Consider the following 21,993-nt stretch of genomic DNA (forward strand, 5'->3'; position numbering starts at 1 on the left):
GCGATGGTGTTGCGACACGCCTGTCGGCTTCCCCGGCACCCGCTGCCGCGCTACAAAGTGACGCAACGATCAGTCCGCTGATCGCAGCCGGACCGGCTCCGCCGGTGCAGACCGCTCCCGGCTCGGACGACCCGCCGCACGACCCGCCGCAGTCCCCTCGGACGACCGTCCCGACCCCCGGAGCCACCATGCGTCAGACCATGCGTCAGACCCTGCGTCAGACCCGAGTCCTCGCCGGCGCGACCGCCGGCCTCCTGCTCCTCACGGCGTGCTCGGGCGGCGGCGAGGACGTCGACCTCGACGGCGGCGGCGACGGCGCGTCCGGTGCGGGCGCCGAGGCGTCCGGCCCCGTGCTGCGCGCGGCGATCGGCGGCGAGCCGGACCAGCTCGACCCCAACAAGACGTCGTCCTACTTCTCCTTCCAGGTGCTCGAGAACGTCTTCGACACGCTCGTCGAGCCGGACGAGAACCTCGACATGCAGCCCGCGCTCGCGGAGTCCTGGGAGACCAGCGACGACGGCCTGACGTGGACCTTCCACCTGCGCGACGACGTCACCTTCCACGACGGCAGCGAGTTCACCGCCGACGACGTCGTCTACTCCTTCGACCGGATCGTCGACGAGGAGCTGTCCCCGTCCTGGCGGTTCGGCGCCGTCGAGGACATCACGGCGGTCGACGACCGGACGGTCGAGATCACGGTCAGCCAGCCGAGCCCGAATCTCCTGTCGAGCCTGGGTGGGTTCAAGGGCCTGGCCATCGTCGAGCAGGCGAACGTCGAGTCCGGTGACATCACCACGGCACCGGTCGGCACCGGACCGTTCTCGGTGGCCGACTACACGTCGGGGGAGTCGATCGACCTGGTCGCCAACCCCGACTACTGGGGCGGTGCGCCGGAGATCGGCGGCGTCACCTACACGTTCATCTCCGAGGGGGCGACGGCGATCGCGGCGCTGCAGGGCGGCGAGATCGACTGGACCGACTCCGTCCCGGTGCAGCAGCTGGAGCAGATCCAGGGCGACGAGGCCGTCGAGACCGGCGTCGTGCCGTCCAACGACTACTGGTACGTGGCGCTGAACGAGAAGCGCGAGCCGTGGGACGACGTGCGTGCCCGGCAGGCCGTGGCCTACGCGATCGACCGCGAGGCGATCATCCAGGCGGTCAGCTTCGGCACCGCCACCCCCAACCAGCTGGCGATCCCGCAGGAGTCGTCCTGGTTCACCGAGTACGACCAGTACTCCACCGACGTCGACAGGGCCAAGGGCCTGCTCGCCGAGGCCGGGGTCACCTCGGCGACCGTCGACTTCCTGGCGACCTCGGAGTACCCCGAGACGGTGACGGCGGCGCAGATCATCGCCGACAACCTCGCTCCGCTGGGCATCACGGTGAACATCCGCACGGTGGACTTCGCCACCTGGCTGGCCGAGCAGGGCGAGGGCAACTTCGACGCCTTCATGCTGAGCTGGCTGGGCAACATCGACCCGGACGACTTCTACTACGCCCAGCACCACTCCACCGGCGGGTCCAACTACCAGGGGTACGCCAACCCCGAGGTCGACCGGCTGCTGGACGCGGCGCGCACCGAGACCGACACCGCCGCCCGCAAGGACCTCTACGCCCAGGCTGCGACGACGATCGCGGACGAGGCCAGCTACATCTACCTCTACAACCCGTCGGTCATCCAGGCGTGGAGCCCGCAGCTCGAGGGCTACACGGCGCGCAGCGACCGGGCCATCCGGTTCCGCGACGTGACCCTGGCCGAGTGACCCCGTGACCGCCGGCAGCATCGCCCGGTTCCTGGGCCGGCGCGTGGCGCACTCCGCCGTCGTGCTGCTCGGCGTCATGGTCGTCGTGTTCGCGCTCGTCCAGCTCGTCCCGGGGGACCCGGTGCGCATCGCGTTGGGCACGCGGTACACGCAGGAGGCCTACGACGCGCTGCGGGCAGCGAGCGGTCTGGACCGCCCGCTGCTCGAGCAGTTCCTCTCCTACGTCGGCAACGCGCTGACCGGGGACCTCGGGGTGAGCTTCCGTACCGGGGAGGCGGTCGCCGGCACGCTCCTCGAGCGGCTGCCGGCGACAGTCTCCCTCGCACTCGTCGGCGTGGTCATCGCGCTGGTCGTGGCGCTGCCCGCCGGGATCTGGTCCGGCCTGCACGAGGGACGCGTGTCGGACGCCGTCGTGCGCGTCGTCAGCCAGGCCGGGGTCTCCGTCCCGGACTTCTGGCTCGGGATGCTGCTGATCACCGTGGTCGCGTCCGGGCTGGGATGGCTGCCGTCGTCGGGCTACGTCCCCATCGCCGAGGACCCGGTCCAGTGGGCGCGCCGCGTCGCGCTGCCGGCACTGACCGTCGGGCTCGTCGCCGCCGCGATCATGACCCGGTACGTGCGCACCGCCGTGCTCGAGGTGTCCCACGCCGGGTACGTGCGCACCGCGCGGTCCAAGGGGCTGCCGGCGAGCGTGGTCACCGGCCGGCACGTGGTCCGCAACGCGCTGATCCCCATCCTCACGATCACCGGGATCCAGCTCGCCACCATCCTCGGTGGCGTCATCGTCGTCGAGGTGGTCTTCGCCTGGCCGGGACTGGGCCGCCTCACCTATGACGCCGTCGCCGCGCGCGACTACCCGCTCATCCAGGGAGCCGTGCTGCTCATGGCCGTGATGTTCCTGCTCGTCAACCTCGTGGTGGACGCCCTGTACTCCGTCGTCGACCCGCGGATCCGGCTCTCATGACCCAGGTCGACCCCACCGCCGGGTCCGCCGCCGGGTCGGCCGTGGGCCCTGGCGCCGGATCCGCCCTCTTCGCCGCGACGGTGGGGCTCGCGGGCAACGCGCCGCCGCGGGCCGGGGCGTGGCGGCTGTTCCGGGACAACCCCGTGTCCGTCGCCGCCGCGCTCGTCCTGCTCGTCGTGCTCGTCGTCGGCCTGGTCGGCCGGTGGGTCGCGCCGTACGGGATCAACGCCGTCGACGTGGCCAACGCCCTGCAGCCGCCCAGCGGCGCGCACTGGTTCGGCACCGACGACCTCGGCCGCGACGTGTTCTCCCGGGTGCTGGTAGCGACCCAGGTGTCGCTGCGGGTCGCGTTCGTGTCCGTGGCGTTCGCGCTGGTGGTGGGTGTCGGGGTGGGCGTGGTCGCCGGCTACCGCGGCGGGTGGCTCGACACCGTCCTCATGCGCGTCGTCGACGTGATGTTCGCGTTCCCGGTCCTGCTCCTGGCGCTGGCGATCATCGCCGTCCTGGGCCCCGGCACGACGACGACCATCCTGGCCATCGGCATCGTCTACACCCCGATCTTCGCCCGGGTCGCCCGCGCGTCCGCGCTCTCGGTCCGGGTCGAGCCGTTCGTGCAGGTGTCGCAGACGATGGGCACGCCGAGCGGCTACATCCTGCGCAGGCACGTCCTGCCCGGCGTCAGCGGACCGGTGATCGTCCAGACGTCGCTGTCGGTGGCGTTCGCCATCCTGTCCGAGGCGGCGCTGTCCTTCCTCGGCCTGGGGGTCCAGCCGCCCGAGCCCTCCTGGGGCCGGATGCTGTTCGACGCGCAGGGCTTCCTCGGGCTGGCCTGGTGGATGAGCGTGTTTCCCGGGCTCGCGATCTTCGTCAGCGTGCTGGCGTTCAACCTCATCGGCGACGGGATCCGCGACGTGCTCGACCCCCGCCAGCGCACGCTGCTGCAGGCCCGCCGCAGCACGCGTGTCCCCGGGCGCCGTCGTGCCGCCCGCACCGGGGGTGCGGCGTGACCGGCACGCCGGCGGTCGTGCCGGCGAACGGGGCGGTGCTGTCGGTCGCGGACCTGCGGGTGAGCATCGGCGGACGGGAGATCGTCCGGGGCGTCTCCTTCGACGTCCGGCCGGGGCAGACCCTGGGGATCGTGGGGGAGTCCGGGTCGGGGAAGTCCATGACCGTGCTGGCCGCCACCGGGCTGCTCGACGCACCGGGTGCGCGGGTGACCGGGTCCAGCCTGATCACCGGGACCGACGGGGGCGCCCCGACCCAGCTCATCGGAGCCGCCGAGCGGACGCTGCGCCGCGTGCACGGCGACCGGGTCGGGTTCGTGTTCCAGGACCCGAGCACGTCCCTCAACCCGGTGCTGACCCTCGAGCGGCAGATCAGCGAGAGCCTGGAGACCCACCGCGGCATGACGCGCCGGGCCGCGCGCACCCGTGCCCTGGACCTGCTCACCGCGGTCGGCATCCCGGACCCCGAGCGGCGGCTTGACGGCTACCCGCACCAGCTCTCGGGCGGGCAGCGCCAGCGGGTGATGATCGCCATCGCGCTGGCGTGCGACCCGACCCTGCTCATCGCCGACGAGCCGACCACCGCGCTGGACGTCACCACGCAGGCGCAGATCGTCGAGCTCGTCCGCGCGCTGCAGCAGGAGCGCGGCACGGCGGTGGTGTGGATCAGCCACGACCTCGGCCTCATCGGGCAGGTGGCCGACGACGTCACCGTCCTGCGGCAGGGCGAGGCCGTCGAGCAGCAGCCCGTGCTGGGGGTCTTCGACGCGCCCCGGCACGCCTACACGCGTCAGCTCCTGGACGCGCGTCCCCTGCTCGGGCAGTCCGCGCCGCCGCCGGCGGACGCGTCCGGCGCTGCGCTCCTGACGGTCGAGAGCCTCGACGTCCGGTTCGCCGTGACCGGCCCCACCGGGCGGTCGGTGGTGCACGCGGTCGACGACGTGTCGTTCACCGTCCGACGCGGGCGCACCCTGGGCGTCGTGGGGGAGTCCGGGTCCGGGAAGTCGACGATCGCCGGTGCGCTGACCGGGCTGGTCAGGCCGCGGGCCGGTGCCGCCCGGCTCGACGGCGAGGACCTGCTGGCCGGGCGCGGCGCGTCCGGTCGCCGGCTGCGCCGCCGCGTGGCGATGGTCTTCCAGGACCCGTTCTCCTCGCTCAACGGACGCTCCACGATCGGCACGTCGATCGCCGAGCCGCTGCGCGTGCACCGGCTCACCGCGTCCGGTGCCGCCGAGCGCGCGCGCATCGCCGAGCTGCTCGAGCTCGTGGACCTCTCCGGCGACTACGTCGACCGGTACCCGCACGAGCTCTCCGGCGGGCAGCGCCAGCGGGTGTCGATCGCCCGTGCGCTGGCCCTGGAGCCGGACCTGGTGATCCTCGACGAGTCCACCGCATCCCTGGACGTGTCGATCCAGGCCCGGGTGCTCGAGCTGCTGCTGCGCCTGCAGGCCGAGCTCGGGCTGACCTACCTGTTCATCGCGCACGATCTGGGCGTCGTGCAGCGGATGAGCCACGACGTCCTGGTTCTGCGCGGCGGGCGCACCGTCGAGCACCGGCCGGCGGCCGACCTCTTCGCGGACCCGCGCGAGGAGTACACGCGTGCCCTGCTCGACGCCGTCCCGCCGGTCCGGCCACGCGCCGCACAGGCGGGGTGACGCGGGGCAGGACGGGCGGCCCCGGGCCTGGCGGCGTGCGGGTCGTTCCCGGACAGGTTCAGTCCTGGGCCGCGGCGCCCCAGCCGTGCCACTTCTCGATCTCGACCCGGGCGCTGACCCTGGCCCGGTCCCGGGTGCCGTAGTCCTGCCCGAGGTAGTGGCGCGACAGCCGGTCGATGTCGGCCAGGTCGACGTCGTCGGTGATCGACACCACGCGTCCCTGCACGCTGACGTGGGTGTACCAGTCGCCCTCCGCGAGCGCCGTGAGCGACACCCGCGGGTCGCGGCGCAGGTGCTTGAGACGGGCGCGGCCGGCGTCCAGGTTGAGCAGCACCGTGCCGTCCGGCTCCAGGAGGTACCAGGTGGCCACGGTGACCGGGCGCCCGTCCGCGGCGAGGGTCGCCATCACCGCGGGCAGGGGACGGGAGAGCAGCTCGACGAGGTCGGCGGGCAGCGGGGGGACGGGCACGGGATCCTCCAGGGGGTGGTCGGACGGGCCTGCGACCTCGTTCTCTACCACCGTCCTGTGCCCGGCTGCGACCGGTGACCGAGCCGGCGGGTCGCGACTCCTTCACCATCCGTGCGTGGCGCGTGCACAGGCGCGCGACCGCCCGGTCACGTGCTGCCGCTTGGATGCTCGCCATGGCCCCTGCCTCTGTGCCCGCCGCGACCGCCGCGACGCCCGCCGCCCGCGGGCAAGGCCGACGTCGCCTGCTGGTGTCCGGTGCCGTGCTCGTGGCCGTGGGCCTCGCGGTGTCGACGGCGGGGTCGGGACCGCTCGCGGACGCGCTGGGGGACGCCCTGTACGCGGCGCTGGTCTGGGTCCTGCTGGCGCTCGTCCTGCCGCGGTGGGGTGCGCCCGCCGTCACGCTCACCGCGATCACCGTCTGCTGGGGGATCGAGCTCGCGCAGCTCACCGGGCTGCCGGCGGCCGCGACCGCTGCCTGGGCGCCCGCCCGGTACGTGCTGGGCACCACGTTCACGCCCTCGGACCTCGTCGCCTACGCCGTGGGGGCGGTCGCGGCCGGGGTGGCGGCCCGCGGCCGCGGCGTCGGGACCACGCAGCTCGGCGGCGCTGCGCCCGGAGGAGGACGCGCGGTGACCCCGCGTCCGCCCACGGGTGGACCGGGGTCAGGGTCACGTCGGGGAGATTACTGATGTGCCCGGCACCGGCGCTCCGCCACGATCGACGCATGACGAACACCGCCGTGCGAGTGCCCCGCAACTCGTCCGCCGTCGCCCTCGAGGGAGCGGCGGTCCCCGCGACCCCCGCCACCCGCACCCGCGTCGCCGAGGTGGCGGCTGCCGCGGCGTCCGTGCTCGGGCTGGGGTCCGCCGCGCTGAGCCTGGGGTGGGGGCTCGGCGGCACGGTCCTGCTGGACACCGTCGGCGGCGCCGCGGAGCGCGTCGCGCAGGAGAGCACACCGCTCGCACTCGTCGCGGTCGTCGCCGTGGTGGCCCTCAAGGTCGTGGCGGCCATGCTGCCGGGCTGGGCGCTGAGCCCCGACGGGTCGACCGGCTACCCGTCGGCCCGTCGTCGGGTCGTGCGCGCGCTCGCGTGGGTCGCCGCCGCGTCCCTCACCGGGTACGGCACCGTCATGACGGTCAGCGGGCTCCTGGTGACCACCGGGGTGGTCGACGCCGCGGCGGGCGCCGACCTGCGGGCCGTGGCGTGGAACGCCTACCTGTGGGACCCGTGGTTCCTGCTCTGGGGGCTGGCGGCCACGGTGGCGCTGCTCGCCTCGCGGGAGCCGGACGCCCGGTAGTCGGCCCACCGTCACCGGACGTTCACCATTGCTCCATCTGGGTGGCACCACACGCGATCACCCGATCGTGTAGGGGGAAAGGTTTGACCCGGTGGGAGCCGGGTTGCAGACTCGTCCCTGACAGTGCGCACCGCCTGCCCCCTGCGCGGTGCGCACTGTCTTGCATCCGGACCCGGTGGGTCCGCCCCCGGACGGCGGCCGGCCCCCCCCTCAGCGGATGTCCGTGCGAACCCCTCCAGGCTCGCCCGCTCGACCTCCTCCGGGTGGTCCCTGCGCCTCTCCGCCCACCGCGACTCCCCACTCCGGCGCGGGCGACCGACGACCCCCGTCCGGGTCGGCGGACGGCCTCGGGCCGGGACGGCGGCCGCCCGTGGGTGCCACGGCGCGGGGCGCCCGGCCCGGTCGGCACGGCGGGTAGCGTTGCCGGGTGACCGTTCCCGCGCGCCCCTCAGGCACGGGACCCGACGTGGCCCCGCAGACCCCCGAGACCGGCGCCCAGCCCGTCGTCGTGGAGCCGCCGTCCACGTCCGAGCTCGTCGAGTCCGCCGTGGCCACGTGGCGGGCCGCCCTCGTGGAGGCCGCCGGCGGCTCGACCCTCGCCGAGGTGGACCTCCTCGGCGACGGCCCGCTGGACCTGTCCGCCGCGCACCCGTCCGGGATCGCCCAGCTCTTCGCCGGGCGCGACACCCGGTTGTCCAACCTCGTCCGCGAGGGCGGGGCGCTGTCCGCTGCCAAGCGGCGCGCCCGGGCGGTCGGCTCCCGCGCGGACGAGTACGCGCAGCGCTACGGCATCGCCCCCACGTACCTGTCGATCGGGGTCGCGAGCTGGACCGAGCGGACCTCGCCCGACGTCGCCACCGACGACGTCGCCGCGCTCGCCGCCGTCACCCGCCCCCGGCCGCACGACGGCCCGGTCCACCCCGACGACGAGCCGCACGACGACGCCTGGGTGCCGCCGCAGGACGCGGTCGTCGACCGTGGCCCGCGCACGGTCCGCGCGCCGGTCCTGGTCCGGCCCGTGTCGCTGCGGGCCCGGGGCAGCGGCGAGAGCGACTACGAGCTCGCGCTGGAGCCGTCGCTAGAGGTCAATCCGGTGCTGGCCCGCGCGCTGCGCGCCCGCGGCGCGCTGCTCGACCCGGCCGCGCTCGCCCGAGGGGCGTTCACCGCCTCGGGCTTCGACCCGCGCCCCGCCCTGGACCGGCTCGCCGCACTCGGGGCCGCGGTGCTCGAGGACTTCCGGCTCAGCGAGCGCCTCCTGGTCGGCACCTTCGTGCACCCCGGCCAGGTGCTCGTCGAGGACCTCGACCAGCAGTCCGCCACGCTCGACCACCACGAGGTCATCGCCGCCCTCGCCGGGGACGAGGCGGCGCGGTCCGCGGTGGCCCGGGACCTGCCCGACCCGGTCGCCGGCGACCGCCACCCGGACCACGAGCGTGGGGTCGGGGACCTGGACCCCGCGCAGCAGCACGTCCTCGACGTGCTCGCGCTCGGCGCCCACCTGTTCATCGACGCCCCGGCCGGCTGCGACGTGCGCGGGACGGTCGCCGCCGTCGTCGCCGACGCCGCCGCCAGCGGACGCAGCGTGCTGTACGTCCCCGGTCACCGGCGGGCCGCCGCGGCGCTGGGCGCCCGGATGAGCGAGCTCGGCGTGGACGACCTCCTGCTCGACGTCGCCCCGGAGCCAGGCTGGCGCGCCGCGGCGGCACGCCGGCTGCTCACGGCGATGACCCTGCAGGACGCGCCGGTCGACGGCGCGCACGTGGCGACCGTCCGGCGCGAGCTCGTCGACCACCGCGACCGGCTGCGCCGCTACGTCACGGCGCTGCACGAGGCGCGCCGGCCCTGGGACGTCTCGCCGTACGACGCGCTGCAGGCACTGGCGCGGCTCACGTCCGCCCGGCCCGCGCCGCAGACCACCGTGCGCCTGGCGTCGGAGGTGGTCGGGTCCCTGACCCGCCCTCGCGACCGCGAGCGCCACGCCGCCGACCTGGGCCGGGCCGCGCGGCTCGGCGCGTTCAGCCTCCGACCGGTCGACACCCCGTGGTTCGACGCCGACCTGACCACCGACGCGGCCGCGCAGGACACGATGGTGCGGATCGAGCGGCTGCTGAGCACCGGCCTGCCCGGTGTGGTGGAGCGCGCCCGCGACGTCGCCGTGTCCACCGGGCTCACACCCGCGACCACGGTCGCCGGCTGGGGCGAGCAGCTGCGCATGCTGGCCGGGATCCGCGGTGCGCTGGACGTGTTCCAGCCGATGATCTTCGAGCGCTCCGCCGCCGACCTGGTCGCCGCCACCGCGGGCCGCGCCTGGCGCGCCGAGCACGGCGTGACGATGAGCGGGGTGCACCGGCGCCGGCTGCGCAAGCAGGCCAAGGACATGGTCCGGCCCGGTCGCCCGGTGGCCGACCTGCACGCCGCCCTGGTCGACGTCCAGGAGCAGCGGGAGATCTGGCAGGCGCACTGCCCGGCCGGTGGCTGGCCCCGGCTGCCGGACGGTCTGGCCGACATCGAGGCCGAGTACGCGGTCGTGCAGGACGACGTCGAGCACGTCGCCCGGGTGCTGGCCAGCACCCCCGCCGGCGGCGCGCTGGCCGCGGTGTCGTTCGCCGACCTCGTCGAGCGGCTGCGGCGGCTGCTGGTCGACCGCCGCGCGCTGGAGACGCTGCCCGAGCGGACCGCGGCCCTGCGGGCGCTGCGCGGGGCGGGCCTGGACCCGCTGCTGCAGGACCTCGCGCACCGCCGGGTCGCGCCGGGCCTGGTCGGCGCCGAGCTGGAGCTGGCCTGGTGGAGCAGCGTGTTCGAGGAGCTGCTGCGCGGCGACCCCGCGCTCGCCGGCTACGACGGCGCCGCGCTGACCGGGCTCGCCGCCGAGTTCCGCCGGCTGGACCTCGAGCACGTGGCCAGCCTGTCCGGCCCCGTGCGCGCCAGTGTCGCGCGGCAGGTCGGCGACACCCTCCTCGGGCACCGCGAGCGGGCCCGTGCGCTGTTCGGCGAGCTCAACGAGGAGCGGCTGACCAGCCTGCGCGAGGTGACCGAGCGCTACCCCGACCTGGTCCGGCGGCTGCGGCCCGTGGTGACCGCCTCGCCGATGCTCGTGCCGCAGCTGCTCCCCGCGACCCGCACGGTGGACCTCGTCGTGCTCGACGCGGTCCAGCACCTGCCGCTGGAGCTGCTGCTGTCCGCGATCGCCCGCGGGCGCCAGGTCGTCGTCGTCGGCGACCCGCGGTGCGCGTCCGGGACGGCGGTGCGCGAGCTGGCCGAGGTGCTGCCCCGGGTGGCGCTGCGGGCCTCGGCGACCCGGCGCGACCCCTACCTCACCGCGTTCCTCGCCGACCACGGGTACGCGGGCGTGCTGGAGGCGACGCCGCTGCCGCACGCCGCACCGCTCGTGCACCTGGACGTGGTGCCCGGGTCCGGCATGCCCGACCCGGGCACCGGCGCGGTGGAGTCGACCCGCGAGGAGGTCGAGCACGTCGTCGAGCTGGTCATCACGCACGCGCTGACCCGGCCCGAGGAGTCGCTCGCCGTCATCACCCCGTCGTCCGTGCACGCCGCGCGGGTCCGCGAGGCCGTGCTCGGCGAAGTCCGCGACAACCCCGCGCTCGCCGCGTTCTTCGACGCCCGACGGGCCGAGCCGTTCGTCTCCACCGACCTGGCCGGTGTCGCCGGCCTGCGGCGGGAGGCGGTCATCCTGTCGCTCGGGTACGGCCGCACGCCGCACGGGCGGGTGCTGCACCGCTTCGGGCCGCTGAGCGGTCCGGGGGGCGAGGCCCTGCTGCTCGACGCCCTCGGCGCCATCCGCCACCGCCTGACGGTGGTCAGTTGCTTCGCCCTGGAGGACCTGGACCCCGAGCGGCTGCGCGGGCCCGGTGCGCGCCTGCTCGGCGACCTGCTCGGGTTCGCCGCCGAGCGCGGCCGCGCCCCGGAGGTGGAGGTGGCGCGCCGGCCGGCCGTGGCGGGGGAGCCCGGCACGCGTGACCGGCTCGTCACCGACCTCGCCGAGCGCCTGTGGCGTGCCGGGCTGGTCGTGCAGGTCGAGTACGGCGTCGCCGGCGGGGCGCGGATCCCGCTCGCGGTCGGGCACCCCGACCTGCCCGACGAGATGCTCGTCGCCGTCCTGACCGACGACGAGGCCTACGTCGCCGAGCCCAGCGTGCGCGTCCGGGACCGTCAGGTCCCCCAGCGCCTGGAGCGGCTCGGCTGGCGCGTGGTCCAGGTGTGGTCCGCCGCGGCGTTCCTCGACCCGCAGGCCGAGGCCGAGGCGATCGAGCGTGCCGTCCTGGCGTGCCTCGCCGAGCGGCCGACCGCGCCGCCGGAGCCGCTGCAGCTCGCCGACGACGTGGACGGGGACCTCGGTCACGCCGTGCCGGCGCCCGTGGTCGACGCTGCGGAGGCTGGGCCGGTGACCGAGCGCGTGCCGACGGCGACTGCGCCGGTGCGCACGGCGCAGGGCGCTCCGCCGGTGCCGCCGCAGTCCGAGACCGAGCCGGAGTCAGCTGCGGGGTCGGTGCCCGTCCTCGGGTCGGAGCCCGTGTCGGAGTTGGCGGTCGCACCGGAGCCGGAGGTCGAGCCGGAACCGGAACCCGCTCTCGGGTCGGAGCCCGTCCCGCGGACGCTGCCCCGCCCGGCGCCGGTGCCGACGCCGGGCTCGACGCCGCTGCCGACGCCGGACCCGGTGCCGACGCCGCACCCACTACCGCCCACCGAGGCCCGGGTCGCGGCCCCGCCCGTCGACCTGCCTCCGATCGTGCTGCCTCCGGTGGAGCTCCCGCCGGCGGAGCCGACCGGACCGCGCCCGGACCAGGGGACCGGCGCACCGACCCGCGACGTGGAGCCGCCGTCCAGCGCGGACGCGACCGGCGACGTCCGACCGGCCCCGGCCGGTCGCGCGGACAGGCCTGAGCCGGACGTGTCGGAGCCGGCCGCGCCGGCGCCCGCGCCCGCGCGACCGTCGACCCGGCGCGGGCGTGCGGTGATGCCCTCCATCCGCGCGACACCGGCCCGGCCGTTCGTCGATCAGCCGAGGCTGCCCGTGCGGCCGCGGCCGCGTCCCGCCGTGCCCGCCGGCCTGCCGATCACCGCCTACGGGGACGACCAGCTCGACGAGGTGGCGACCTGGATCATGTCGGACGGCGTCCCCCGCGCCGAGGCGCAGCTCGACGCGGCCCTGCGGGCCGAGCTCGGCCTGACCCGGCGCGGTGTCCGGGTCGACGCGGCCGTGGCCGGCGCCGTGCGTCGGGCCCTGCGGTGACCGAGCCGGCCGCCCCGCCGCCCGGCCCGGGTGCCGCCCCGATCCGGCGACCCCGCCGCGCCGTCCGCCAGGGCGCGGGTGCCCCGGACCCGTCGGTCGACCTGCGCAGCGCCGACGACACCGACGTGGGGTGGCAGCCCGATGCGGCGGGCCTGGACAGCAACGACGAGCGACTGCGCCGGGACGTCCCCCCGCACTGGTGACCGGCCGTTGCGGCGCTGCGCCGGGCATTGGCACGGCCGGGCGGCCTGGTGCCCGAGCCAGCGGGGTGCGCGAGTCAGCGTGGTGCCCGAGTCGGCCGGGCGCGCGAGTCAGCGGGGCGCCCGAGTCAGCGGGGCGCCCGAGTCAACCGGACCTCCCGAGTCAGCCGAGCGCGCCCCGTCGGGCCGGTCCGATCGGCCCGGTCAGCCGGTCAGCCCGCGTGCCGGGGCGCGCGGTCGGACGCCGGGGTGGGCTCCTCGCCGCCGGCACCGCCAACACCGGCGGCGCTCCCGGCCCCACCGACCCGGGCAGTGGTGGTCGCCTGCTGGGTCAGCAGGTCGCGGATCTCCCGGAGCAGGACGACGTCCGCCGGCTCGAGCGGCGCGGCGGCAGCCGCCTCGGCCTCGTCGCGCTCGCGCAGCCGGGCCAGGGTGGTCAGCGGCATCTTGATGAAGAAGTAGACCGCCGCCGCGACCAGCAGGAACGTGATGAGGGCGTCGATCGCCAGGCCCGGCCGGAACGGCGTGCCGGCCACCTCGAAAGCGCCGACCTGGCTGAGGTCGTTGCGGCCGGCGACCAGGGCGACGAGCGGGTTGAGCAGCCCCTCGACCAGGCCGTTGACCAGGGCGGTGAACGCGGTGCCGATGACGACCGCGATCGCGAGCTCCACCACGTTGCCGCGCATGATGAAGTCCTTGAACCCGGTGAACAGGGACCGCACGGGTGCTCTCCTCGCAGGTCGACGGCAGGACGACGGGCGATCATTCCACGAGCACCGCACTGATCCCAGCCCACCCGGAGGCGCCTGCGAGGGCCGCCGCCTCCTCCGGCGCGACCGCGACCAGCGTCAGGGCACCGGCGACGTCGTCCTGCGGGGCCCCGCCCAGCAGACCGGACGACGGAGGCGACCGGTCGTCCTCCACGGCGGGGCGGGGCAGCACGACGGCACGCTCGGCGAGCCGCCGGCTGACCGGGTCGCCGGTGCCGGACGTCGTCGCGGCGACGAGATCGACCCGGTCGCCGGGCCGCAGCAGCGCGGCCACGCCCGGGTCCGCGAGCCGGACCGGGACCACCACCGTGCCCGGCGGTCCGGACCCGGCCAGCCGGTCGGCGCCGAGCAGCGAGTCGACGATCGGCAGCCCGGACGGCACGGCCACCACGGGCGCGCGCCCCAGCACGGCGGCCACGTCGGGGTGCGCGCCGGCGACGGCCGTCGCGACCGGGACGGGCACCACCCGGACGTCGTCCGTCGTGAGCGCAGCGCCCGCCACGAGGTCCCGCGCCGCCGTGACCACGGGCACCGTCGGCGGGGACGGCGGGCGCAGCTGAGCGACGGCCAGTGCGGCGGCCGTCCCGAGGAGGAGGGCCGCCAGCGCGAACCGGGCGCGCCAGGCGAGCACCCGCCAGCGGTAGGGCGGGGAGCGGTGCGGCGGCCGGGGCCCCGCGCCCGAGGAGGACGAGCTCGCGCCGGACCCGCGCAGCGTGAGCGCGTGACCCGAGCCACCGCGGATCCGGGCCGGACGCGAGCCGCCCACCCGCACGCCGCCGTCGGGCGCAGGGAGCGAGGGCCACCGCGAGATCGGGACGTCGGGAGAGCCGGAGATGGTCACGGCCCGGACGCTAGGCGGACGGTCGCGCCTGCCCGATCCCGGTCAGTGGCGTCGGTGGACGAGCCGACGCGACGTCGACCTGGGGGCGGCGGACCGCCCGTCGACGGCGTCGCGAGGCGCAGGACCTCGGCGACGCCCGGCCGTCAGGAGCTCTTCGCCGCCGCAGGCGCCGAAGCGGACGACGAGGATCCCGACGACGAGGACCCGGACGACGGTGTGCTGCCGGAGCCGGAAGTGCCCGAGGAGCCCGACGCCCCGGACGAGCCGGCGCCCGACGTGCCCGCCGGTGCGGAGCCGCCCTCGCCGCCGGACGACGCGGCCACGCTGCCGGACCGCGAGTCGGTGCGGTAGAAGCCGGAGCCCTTGAAGACGACGCCGACGCTCGAGAACACCTTGCGAAGCTTGCCCGAGCACTCCGGGCACTGCGTCAGGGACGCGTCGGTGAAGGACTGCTGCACCTCGAACGTGTGTCCGCACGCGGTGCAGGCGTAGGGGTAGATGGGCACGCGGGTCTCCTCTGCCGACGCCAGCCGAGCTGGCACTCGCTTCATCCGAGTGCTAATGATACCGGCCGCTCCGCCCGGTGCGCTCTGTGACGTGCCCGACGGCCCGCGGCCGTCCCGCCGCTCGTGCGTCGGAGCCCTCCCGCCGCTCGCGCGTCCGGGCCGTCGCGCCGCTGCGGCTACTCTCCCAGGCGTGACCCGCCGCCGAGCCACCCGACTCCTCGCTGTCGTCGCCGCCGTGCTGGTGCTGGTGCTCGCCGCGACCACCGTGGCGGCGGTGCTGGTCGTCCGCCGTCCGCTGCCCCAGACCACCGGCACGCTGGACGTGCCGGGGCTGGCTGACGAGGTGACGGTCGTGCGCGACGCCCGCGGCGTCCCGACGATCACCGCGCGGACCTCCGAGGACCTGTTCCGCGCCCAGGGGTTCGTGCACGCGCAGGACCGGTTCTTCGAGATGGACTACCGCCGGCACGTCACTGCGGGCCGCCTCTCCGAGCTCGTCGGGGCGAACCCGGACGCCCTCGCGGCGGACCGGGTGATTCGCACCTTCGGCTGGCGCCGGGTCGCCGAGCAGGAGCTGCCGATCGTGGCCGAGTCCACCCGCGCCTACCTGCAGGCCTACGCCGACGGCGTCAACGCCTACCTCGAGTCCCGCGGCACGGAGTCGCTGGGCGTGGAGTACACGGTCCTCGGCACGCAGGTGTCGGTCCCCGAGCCCGCGCCCTGGGACCCGGTGGACTCCCTGGCGTGGCTCAAGGCGATGGCCTGGGACCTGCGCGGCAACTACGACGAGGAGCTCGCGCGCGCCACGACGTACGCGTCCGTGCAGGACGTCGCCCGGGTCGCCGAGCTCTTCCCGGCGTACCCGCAGGCGGTCAACGTCCCCATCGTGGCCGCCGCCGACCTCACCTCCGCGCCCGCCGCCGCCCCGGTCACCGCAGCCGCGCAGGCTGCGGGTGCGCCGCCTGCCGCGCCGGCGGCCGCGCCCGCCACGCCGACGTCGGCCGCCGTCCCCGCCGGGACGACCGAGCCGACCGCGCCGAGCGAGCCGACCGAGCCCACCGAGCCGGGCGACCCGACCCTCGCACCCGAGCCGACCGGACCCGACCTCGCCTCGGCCGACCTCCAGCGCGCCCTCGCCTCGGCGACCGAGGCGCTGGCCGCCGTCCCGCACCTGGTCGGCGAGGGCGAGGGCATCGGGTCCAACTCCTGGGTGGTCTCCGGCGAGCACACGAGCACGGGGGCGCCGATGCTCGCCAACGACCCGCACCTGGGCATCTCCGCCCCGGGCATCTGGACCCAGGTGGGCCTGCGGTGCGCCGACGTCGGGACCGACTGCCCGTTCGACGTGAGCGGGTTCTCGTTCGCCGGCTTCCCCGGGGTGATCATCGGCCACAACGCGCAGCTCGCCTGGGGCATCACGAACATGGCCGCGGACGTCACGGACTTCTTCGTCGAGCGGACCGACGGCGACGAGTACGAGAAGGACGGCGCGCGCCTGCCGATGACGGTGCGCACCGAGACCATCCGGGTCAACGGCGGCGAGGACGTCGAGCTTACCGTCCGCTCCACCGAGCACGGCCCGATCGTCTCCGGGGTGCTCGTGGAGACCCTGTCCGCACGGGTCGGGCCCGGCGACCCGGACGCCTTCGCCGGCGACCACGAGCTCGCCCTCGCCTGGACCGCGCTGACCCCCGGCCGCACTGCGGACGCCGTCTTCGCGATCGACACGGCCACGGGCGCCGCCGACCTCGCCGCCGCGGCGACGCTGTTCGACGTCCCGGCGCAGAACATCGTGTTCGCCACCACCGACGGGCACATCGGTTACCAGGCGCCCGGCAAGATCCCGGTGCGCGCGGTCGTGCCCGGCGCGCCGGTCCCGTCGGACGGGTCCTGGCCGCGCCCGGGCTGGGACAGCCGGTACGACTGGCAGGGCACCGTGGACCCGGCCCAGCTGCCCGCGGCCCTCGACCCGCCGGAGGGCTTCATCGTGGCGGCCAACCAGGCCGTCACGGCAGCCGGCGTCGGGCCGTTCCTCACCGGGGACTGGGACTACGGGTACCGGTCGCAGCGGATCCGGACCGTCCTGCAGGAGACGATCTCCGCGGGCGACGACGTCGACGTGGACGCGATGAACGACCTGCAGCTCGACGAGCGCAGCCCCTACGCCGGGGTCCTGCTCGACGCCCTGGTGCAGGTGGACCTGGAGTCGTCGTTCGACGAGGCGGGTCAGGACCTGCTGCGTGACTGGGACGGCGTCGCCGCCGCGGACTCGGCCGGCGCGGCGTACTTCTCCGCCGTCTGGTCGACGCTGCTCCAGCTGATCTTCTGGGACGAGCTGCCGCAGTCCGTCCGGCCCACCGGCGGCGACCGGTGGCTGGAGGTCGTCTCAGGCCTGCTGCAGCGGCCCGACGACGCCTGGTGGGACGACCGGACCACCGTCGGCCTGGTCGAGGGGCGCGACGAGATCCTGTCCCGCGCGCTGACGTCCGCCCGGCTGGAGCTCGCGGTCGAGATGGGCAAGGAGGCCACGGGATGGGAGTGGGGCAAGGTGCACGTCCTGGCCCCGCAGCACCCGGTCCTGGGCGGCGACGGCGTCCCCGGGCCGGTGCGCCGGCTGGTCAACCCCGAGGGCGTCGGCGTGGGCGGCGGCTCGAGCGTCGTCAACGCGACGAGCTGGGACGCCGACACCGACTCCTACGCGGTCACCGCGGCGCCGTCGATGCGGATGGTCGTCGACCTCGGCGACCTGGACGCCTCCACCTGGGTCAACCTGACCGGCGTCAGCGGGCACCCGGGCAGCCCGCACTACGCGGACCAGCTGGGTCCGTGGGCGGCGGGGGAGACCTTCCCGTGGCCGTACACGGCCGAGGCCGTGGAGGCGGCCGCGGACGACCGGCTCACCCTGCGTCCGGGCTCCTGAACCACCGCACGCCGGACGGCGTCGCCACGGCGTCCACGGTGCGGTCGTGCGGCAGGCGCGGCAGGGGTCGCGCGTCGGCCTCGTACACCTCGTCGGCGTAGACGACGGCGACCACCGGGACACCCGGGCGGGCGTGCTCCAGGGCGCGGTCGTACCAGCCACCGCCCTGCCCCAGCCGTGCCCCGGAGGTGTCGACCGCGAGCGCCGGGGCGACCACGACGTCCGCGTGGGCCAGCGCGGCGGGGCCCAGCTGCGGCGTGCCCGGCTCGGGCGGGCGACCGGGGGCGCGCTGCCGCAGGTCGTCCGCGCCCGCGTAGGCGGCCCAGTCGCGCTGCAGACCCGTGCCGAGCACGGGCATGAGGATGCGGGTGCCCCGGGCGGCGAGCAGGTCCAGCAGCGGACCGGTGTCCGGCTCACCCGGACGGGCGGCGTACACCGCGACGCAGCCGGCGGCGGCGACGGCCGGGATCCCGGCGACGACCTGGGCGAGGGCCTCGGCCGCCTCGTGGCGACGGCGCTCCGACCGCGCCGAGCGCGCGGCGCGGATGGACTTGCGCAGCGTCTCCTTGGCGTGCTCGACCTGCTCGGCGTCGTCCTCGCCGGCACGGGACGGGGACGGCACGGCAGCGCTGCTCATGCGGTCAGTATCGGACATGGGCGGCGCCGAGGGGCGTCGACGGGCCCCGGCTCGCGCTCCGGGCCGGACGGCGTCCGCGTCCCTACACTCCAGAGGTGATCTCCGTCCAGGACCAGCTCGCGGCCGTGCTGGCCGCGGTCGGGCCCGTCCCCCCGCTCGACGTCGCCCTGCACGACGCCGTCGGCTGCATCCTCGCCACCGACGTCGTCGCCCACGCCGACCTCCCGCTGCACCCGCTGGCGACGCGCGACGGGTACGCCGTGGCCGCCGCGGAGACCGCCGTCGCCGGTGGTGCGATCCCGCTGCACCTGCCGGTCGCGCACGACGTGCACGCCGGGGACGCCGCCCCGCTGCGCCTGGCACCCGGGCAGGTGGTGCGCGTCGCGTCCGGCGGTCCGCTGCCGCACGGCGCGGACGCCGTCGTCCCGCTGGAGGAGACCGACCGCGGGACGGCGCGCGTGCTGGTGAGGCGTCCGGCGCGCGCGGGGGAGAACGTGCGCCGCGCGGGCGTGGACGCCGCGAGCGGCGACGTCCTCATCGCCGCGGGCACCCGGCTCGGCGCACGGCAGCTGTCCATGGCCGCCGCGGTGGGCCGGGCGCGCGTGCGCGTCCACCCGACGCCGCGCGTGGTGGTCCTGTCGGTGGGGGACGAGCTGATCGAGCCCGGCGCCCCCGCCGCTCCCGGCGACGTGCACGACGCCAACAGCCACGCGCTGGCCACCGCCGTCCAGGACGCGGGCGCGACGGCGATCCGGGTCGGCGTCGTCGGCGACGGCCGGGCCCGGCTGCGCGAGGCGATCGAGGACCAGCTGGTGCGCGCGGACCTGCTGCTCACCACCGGCGGCCTGAGCGAGACGGACCGGGACACCGTCAAGGACGTGCTCGCGCCGCTGGGGACGGTCCGCTTCGACCACGTGGCCATGAGCCCCGGCCGGCGGCAGGGGTTCGGCACCGTCGGCGGGCTCGACGACGGCGGCGACCCGGTGCCGATCTTCGCGCTGCCCGGGCACCCGGTCGCGGCGCACGTGTCGTTCGAGGTGTTCGTCCGGCCGGCGCTGCGTGCGATCGCCGGGCGGTCCGAGCTGTTCCGGCCGTCGGTGCCCGCGGCGGCGACGGTCGGCTGGTCGTCCCCGGCCGGGGTCCGGCAGTTCGTGCCCGCGCTCGTGGTCGGCAGCCCGGGCGAGGGGTACGGCGTGACCCCCGTCGGCGACCCCGGCGAGGTGTCCGTCTCCGCGCTGTCCCGCGCCAACGCCCTGGCCGTCGTCCCCGAGGACGAGACCGCCGTCCGCCCCGGCGACCACGTCCACTGCCTCGTGCTGGAGGGCTGACCGGTGGCGACGCGGTGGCCGGTCGTGCTGGAGGACGGCGACGTCCGGCTGCGCCCGCTGCGCCGGCGCGACGCCAAGGCGTGGCTCGCGCTGCGCGCGGTGAACGCCCGCTGGCTGGAGCGGTGGGAGGCGTCGTCGCCGGTGCCCACGGAGGGCCCGTCCCCGACCTTCGGCGAGTTCGTGCGGATGCTGTCCGCGCAGGCCCGGCAGGGCACCGCGCTGCCGTTCGCGGTGGACCACCGCGGCCAGCTGGTCGGTCAGCTCACGGTGTCGAGCATCGTCTACGGGTCGCTGCGGTCGGCCTCGATCGGCTACTGGGTGTCGCAGCACGTCGCCGGGCAGGGGGTCATCCCGACGTCGGTCGCGCTGGCCACCGACCACTGCTTCGGCCCGCTGGCGCTGCACCGCGTGGAGGTCAACATCCGCCCCGAGAACGCGCCGAGCCTGCGCGTGGTGGAGAAGCTCGGCTTCCGCGACGAGGGCCTGCGCGCCCGGTACCTGCACATCAACGGCGACTGGTGCGACCACCGGACGTTCGCCCTCACGGTCGAGGACGTCCCGGAAGGCCTGCTCGCCCGGTGGCACGCGAGGCGGGTCAGGGCTGCGTCCGTCGACGGAGAATGACAGCCGTGTAGTTCTGCCCGCCGACACGCCGGGCCCGGTGACCGGGACGCGTCGAGCCCTCACCTACCGTCGGGGCGTGCACGACATCGCAGGCCTGGTCGCACTCGCGATCGTGGGCCTGTGGATCGCGTACCTGGTGCCGCACCGGCTGCGGTACCGGCAGCAGCTGCTCGAGTCGCGCACGGAGGACCGGTTCTCCGACGCGTTGCGCGTCCTCGTCGTCACGGACCCTCGCGGTCGTGCCGACCGGGGCGCCGACCGGGCGGAGTGCGGCGCGGACCGTTCCAAGCGGTGCGAGCTGCTCAGCCCGGCGCGGGGTGTCCCCGTGGCCGGGCGACAGGCGTTGACGGACAGAGAGGGCGGGGTCGTGGAGCGACCGTACGGGACCCAGGACAAGATCAGCGCGGACGCCGCCCGACGCCAGGCCCAGCTGCGCTCGCAGCGTGCCGCGGCACTGGCCCGCCGTGCCGCCGCCGCCCGACGGCGGGCGCTGCTCACCGTCGCGCTGCTGGTGGTCGCGGCCGGTGCGTGGGTCGTGGTCGGCCTGACGTCGCTCGCCGTCATGGCCGCCGTCGTCCCGACGGTGCTGCTCGTGGGCGTGCTCGGCCTCGGTCGCCGCGCCGTGCTGCAGGGCCAGGCGGCCGACGCCGCGTGGGAGCAGCAGCAGCGGCGGCTCGCCACCGTGCAGGCCGTCGGGGGACGCCGCAGCGGCCCGATCACCGGCCGCGCGCTGCACCCGTCCGACAGCCACACTGAGGCCGTGCCGCAGGTGCGGTCCGGGGGTGTCGTCTCCGCACCCGGTGACCGGCGTGCCGCCGAGATCGTCGCGGCGTCGACCCCGGTGGCCACGGCTGGGACGACCGTGTCGGTCCTCGAGGCGCCTGGCGCCACGACGTCCGACCGCGCGTCGACGTCGTCCGACGACGACGTGTCGGCGACGACCGTCGAGGCCGAGGCCGAGGCCGAGGCTGGGGCTGCGGAGGTGGCCGCGGGCGAGGGTGCCGACAAGGACGCCGACGGCTGGTCGCCCGTGCCGGTGCCGCGCCCCACCTACACGACCAAGGCGACGGCGCCGCGCCGCGAGCCGCTGCCCCTGGTGGTCGAGGAGCCCGCGGCAGCGGTGGACGGTGGCTCTGCCGAGGACGCCGAGGCGCCGGTCAGCACCCCGCCGGCGATCGACCTGGACGCCGTCCTGGCCCGCCGCCGCGCCGCCGGGGAGTGACCGCGGAGGCCGATTTCTCGGATCGGCCCGGCTCGGGCTAGTCTTGAGCCGCTCGAGGGGCTGTGGCGCAGTTGGTAGCGCGTCTCGTTCGCAATGAGAAGGTCAGGGGTTCGAATCCCCTCAGCTCCACCCCACGAGAACCCCGTCTGACCAGCAGAGATGCTCCGGTCAGGCGGGGTTTCCTCATGTTCACCGTGCCCCGGTGTCGTGACGTGTTCTCCCTGTGCGCCCTCACCGTTCAGACGGTCCGATCCGGCCCGGTCAGCGGTGGTGCCGAGGTGGCGCGGGCCGATGTTCGTCGTCGCGATCGACACCGTGCCCGAGCCAGGTCTGAACGGCCACCGCGTCGCCGCCCGCGCCAGCCACAGGCACGCCGCGGTGTGCCGCAGCTCGTGGATGCGCCGGCCGCCGCGCCGGCGCTCTGCCTGGTCGTGCAGAGCGTCTTGGAGCGGGGCGACCGGCAACCCTCCTGAGGCCGTGGGTGGCAGTCGGTCGCTGAGCTCCTGTGAGCCGGAGGTGCCGAGGGCGGCGGGCCCGCGAGG

Annotated in this window: 17 protein-coding genes and 1 tRNA gene; 13 read left to right on the forward strand and 5 right to left on the reverse strand. The window is 75.9% G+C overall.

Annotated features, from left to right (window positions below; all coding sequences use genetic code 11):
* The first annotated feature begins 188 nt into the window (after positions 1 to 188).
* The 4 genes from CAE01nite_RS11590 to CAE01nite_RS11605 are packed head-to-tail and all read left to right on the forward strand — an operon-like array spanning position 189 to position 5,386.
* Positions 189 to 1,763: an ABC transporter substrate-binding protein gene (locus CAE01nite_RS11590; protein WP_246131157.1), complete on the forward strand. Its 1,575-nt coding sequence runs from the start codon at positions 189 to 191 to the stop codon at positions 1,761 to 1,763.
* Between the two features lie 4 nt (positions 1,764 to 1,767).
* Entirely contained in the window at positions 1,768 to 2,727 is a 960-nt protein-coding gene (locus tag CAE01nite_RS11595; protein ID WP_246131158.1) for an ABC transporter permease, read from the forward strand.
* Positions 2,724 to 3,734 carry an ABC transporter permease gene (locus tag CAE01nite_RS11600; protein WP_146904475.1) on the forward strand — a complete coding sequence of 337 codons (1,011 nt, stop codon included), beginning with the start codon at positions 2,724 to 2,726 and terminating at the stop codon, positions 3,732 to 3,734. Before CAE01nite_RS11595 ends, CAE01nite_RS11600 begins: the two co-directional genes overlap by 4 nt.
* Complete coding sequence (locus CAE01nite_RS11605) at positions 3,731 to 5,386, forward strand: ABC transporter ATP-binding protein (RefSeq protein WP_246131159.1); 1,656 nt, start codon at positions 3,731 to 3,733, stop codon at positions 5,384 to 5,386. Before CAE01nite_RS11600 ends, CAE01nite_RS11605 begins: the two co-directional genes overlap by 4 nt.
* A 58-nt stretch (positions 5,387 to 5,444) precedes the next feature.
* Here CAE01nite_RS11605 and CAE01nite_RS11610 read toward each other — a convergent pair whose 3' ends face one another.
* Positions 5,445 to 5,855: a PPOX class F420-dependent oxidoreductase gene (locus CAE01nite_RS11610; protein WP_146904477.1), complete on the reverse strand. Its 411-nt coding sequence runs from the start codon at positions 5,853 to 5,855 to the stop codon at positions 5,445 to 5,447.
* 173 nt (positions 5,856 to 6,028) lie between these two features.
* Between CAE01nite_RS11610 and CAE01nite_RS11615 the strand changes: the two genes are divergently transcribed.
* From CAE01nite_RS11615 to CAE01nite_RS11630, 4 genes are all read left to right on the forward strand, one after another.
* Complete coding sequence (locus tag CAE01nite_RS11615) at positions 6,029 to 6,544, forward strand: DUF2809 domain-containing protein (RefSeq protein ID WP_186816562.1); 516 nt, start codon at positions 6,029 to 6,031, stop codon at positions 6,542 to 6,544.
* Positions 6,545 to 6,579: 35 nt separating this feature from the next.
* Positions 6,580 to 7,152 (forward strand): DUF3995 domain-containing protein, encoded by a 573-nt coding sequence (locus tag CAE01nite_RS11620; RefSeq protein WP_186816563.1) that lies wholly within the window; start codon positions 6,580 to 6,582, stop codon positions 7,150 to 7,152.
* A 466-nt stretch (positions 7,153 to 7,618) separates the two neighbouring features.
* Complete coding sequence (locus CAE01nite_RS11625; protein WP_146904486.1) at positions 7,619 to 12,403, forward strand: PDDEXK-like endonuclease domain-containing protein; 4,785 nt, start codon at positions 7,619 to 7,621, stop codon at positions 12,401 to 12,403.
* Positions 12,400 to 12,606 (forward strand): hypothetical protein, encoded by a 207-nt coding sequence (locus CAE01nite_RS11630; RefSeq protein WP_146904489.1) that lies wholly within the window; start codon positions 12,400 to 12,402, stop codon positions 12,604 to 12,606. The genes CAE01nite_RS11625 and CAE01nite_RS11630 overlap by 4 nt, the downstream gene beginning before the upstream one ends.
* 209 nt (positions 12,607 to 12,815) lie before the next feature.
* Here the strand turns inward: CAE01nite_RS11630 and mscL are convergent, their stop codons facing one another.
* From mscL to CAE01nite_RS11645, 3 genes are all read right to left on the reverse strand, one after another.
* On the reverse strand, positions 12,816 to 13,325 hold the full coding sequence (mscL, locus tag CAE01nite_RS11635) for a large conductance mechanosensitive channel protein MscL (RefSeq protein WP_246131160.1): 510 nt from the start codon (positions 13,323 to 13,325) through the stop codon (positions 12,816 to 12,818).
* A 40-nt stretch (positions 13,326 to 13,365) separates the two neighbouring features.
* Positions 13,366 to 14,214: an SAF domain-containing protein gene (locus tag CAE01nite_RS11640; RefSeq protein WP_246131161.1), complete on the reverse strand. Its 849-nt coding sequence runs from the start codon at positions 14,212 to 14,214 to the stop codon at positions 13,366 to 13,368.
* A gap of 143 nt (positions 14,215 to 14,357) precedes the next feature.
* Positions 14,358 to 14,720, reverse strand: a complete 363-nt coding sequence (locus CAE01nite_RS11645; RefSeq protein WP_146904492.1) for an FmdB family zinc ribbon protein — start codon at positions 14,718 to 14,720, stop codon at positions 14,358 to 14,360.
* A 190-nt stretch (positions 14,721 to 14,910) separates the two neighbouring features.
* Here CAE01nite_RS11645 and CAE01nite_RS11650 point away from each other — a divergent pair, with 190 nt between their 5' ends.
* The gene (locus tag CAE01nite_RS11650) at positions 14,911 to 17,640 is read left to right on the forward strand and encodes a penicillin acylase family protein (RefSeq protein WP_246131162.1); all 2,730 of its coding nucleotides are present in this window, start codon (positions 14,911 to 14,913) and stop codon (positions 17,638 to 17,640) included.
* Here CAE01nite_RS11650 and CAE01nite_RS11655 read toward each other — a convergent pair.
* Positions 17,618 to 18,277 (reverse strand): 5-formyltetrahydrofolate cyclo-ligase, encoded by a 660-nt coding sequence (locus tag CAE01nite_RS11655; protein WP_146904498.1) that lies wholly within the window; start codon positions 18,275 to 18,277, stop codon positions 17,618 to 17,620. The two genes, CAE01nite_RS11650 and CAE01nite_RS11655, sit on opposite strands and share 23 nt — an antisense overlap.
* Before the next feature lie 95 nt (positions 18,278 to 18,372).
* On the opposite strand from CAE01nite_RS11655, the gene CAE01nite_RS11660 reads away from it, so the two are divergent.
* The 4 genes from CAE01nite_RS11660 to CAE01nite_RS11675 all read left to right on the forward strand — a co-directional run bounded on the left by CAE01nite_RS11660 (position 18,373) and on the right by CAE01nite_RS11675 (position 21,580).
* Complete coding sequence (locus CAE01nite_RS11660; protein ID WP_146904504.1) at positions 18,373 to 19,605, forward strand: molybdopterin molybdotransferase MoeA; 1,233 nt, start codon at positions 18,373 to 18,375, stop codon at positions 19,603 to 19,605.
* A 3-nt stretch (positions 19,606 to 19,608) separates the two neighbouring features.
* Entirely contained in the window at positions 19,609 to 20,229 is a 621-nt protein-coding gene (locus tag CAE01nite_RS11665) for a GNAT family N-acetyltransferase (RefSeq protein WP_146904506.1), read from the forward strand.
* Between the two features lie 76 nt (positions 20,230 to 20,305).
* Positions 20,306 to 21,451, forward strand: a complete 1,146-nt coding sequence (locus CAE01nite_RS11670; protein WP_146904508.1) for a SepX/GlpR family protein — start codon at positions 20,306 to 20,308, stop codon at positions 21,449 to 21,451.
* A 56-nt stretch (positions 21,452 to 21,507) separates the two neighbouring features.
* Positions 21,508 to 21,580: transfer RNA gene (locus tag CAE01nite_RS11675), tRNA-Ala, on the forward strand.
* Positions 21,581 to 21,993: the final 413 nt, after the last annotated feature.

It is taken from the genome of Cellulomonas aerilata, from assembly GCF_007991755.1.
GTDB lineage: Bacteria > Actinomycetota > Actinomycetes > Actinomycetales > Cellulomonadaceae > Pengzhenrongella > Pengzhenrongella aerilata.

Bases quoted from the DNA above. Each gene is read 5' to 3' on its own strand.
- CAE01nite_RS11590 (WP_246131157.1), top strand. From the start codon at position 189: ATGCGTCAGACCATGCGTCAGACCCTGCGTCAGACCCGAGTCCTCGCC.
- CAE01nite_RS11655 (WP_146904498.1), bottom strand. From the start codon at position 18,277: ATGAGCAGCGCTGCCGTGCCGTCCCCGTCCCGTGCCGGCGAGGACGAC.
- CAE01nite_RS11600 (WP_146904475.1), top strand. From the start codon at position 2,724: ATGACCCAGGTCGACCCCACCGCCGGGTCCGCCGCCGGGTCGGCCGTG.
- CAE01nite_RS11620 (WP_186816563.1), top strand. From the start codon at position 6,580: ATGACGAACACCGCCGTGCGAGTGCCCCGCAACTCGTCCGCCGTCGCC.
- CAE01nite_RS11615 (WP_186816562.1), top strand. From the start codon at position 6,029: ATGGCCCCTGCCTCTGTGCCCGCCGCGACCGCCGCGACGCCCGCCGCC.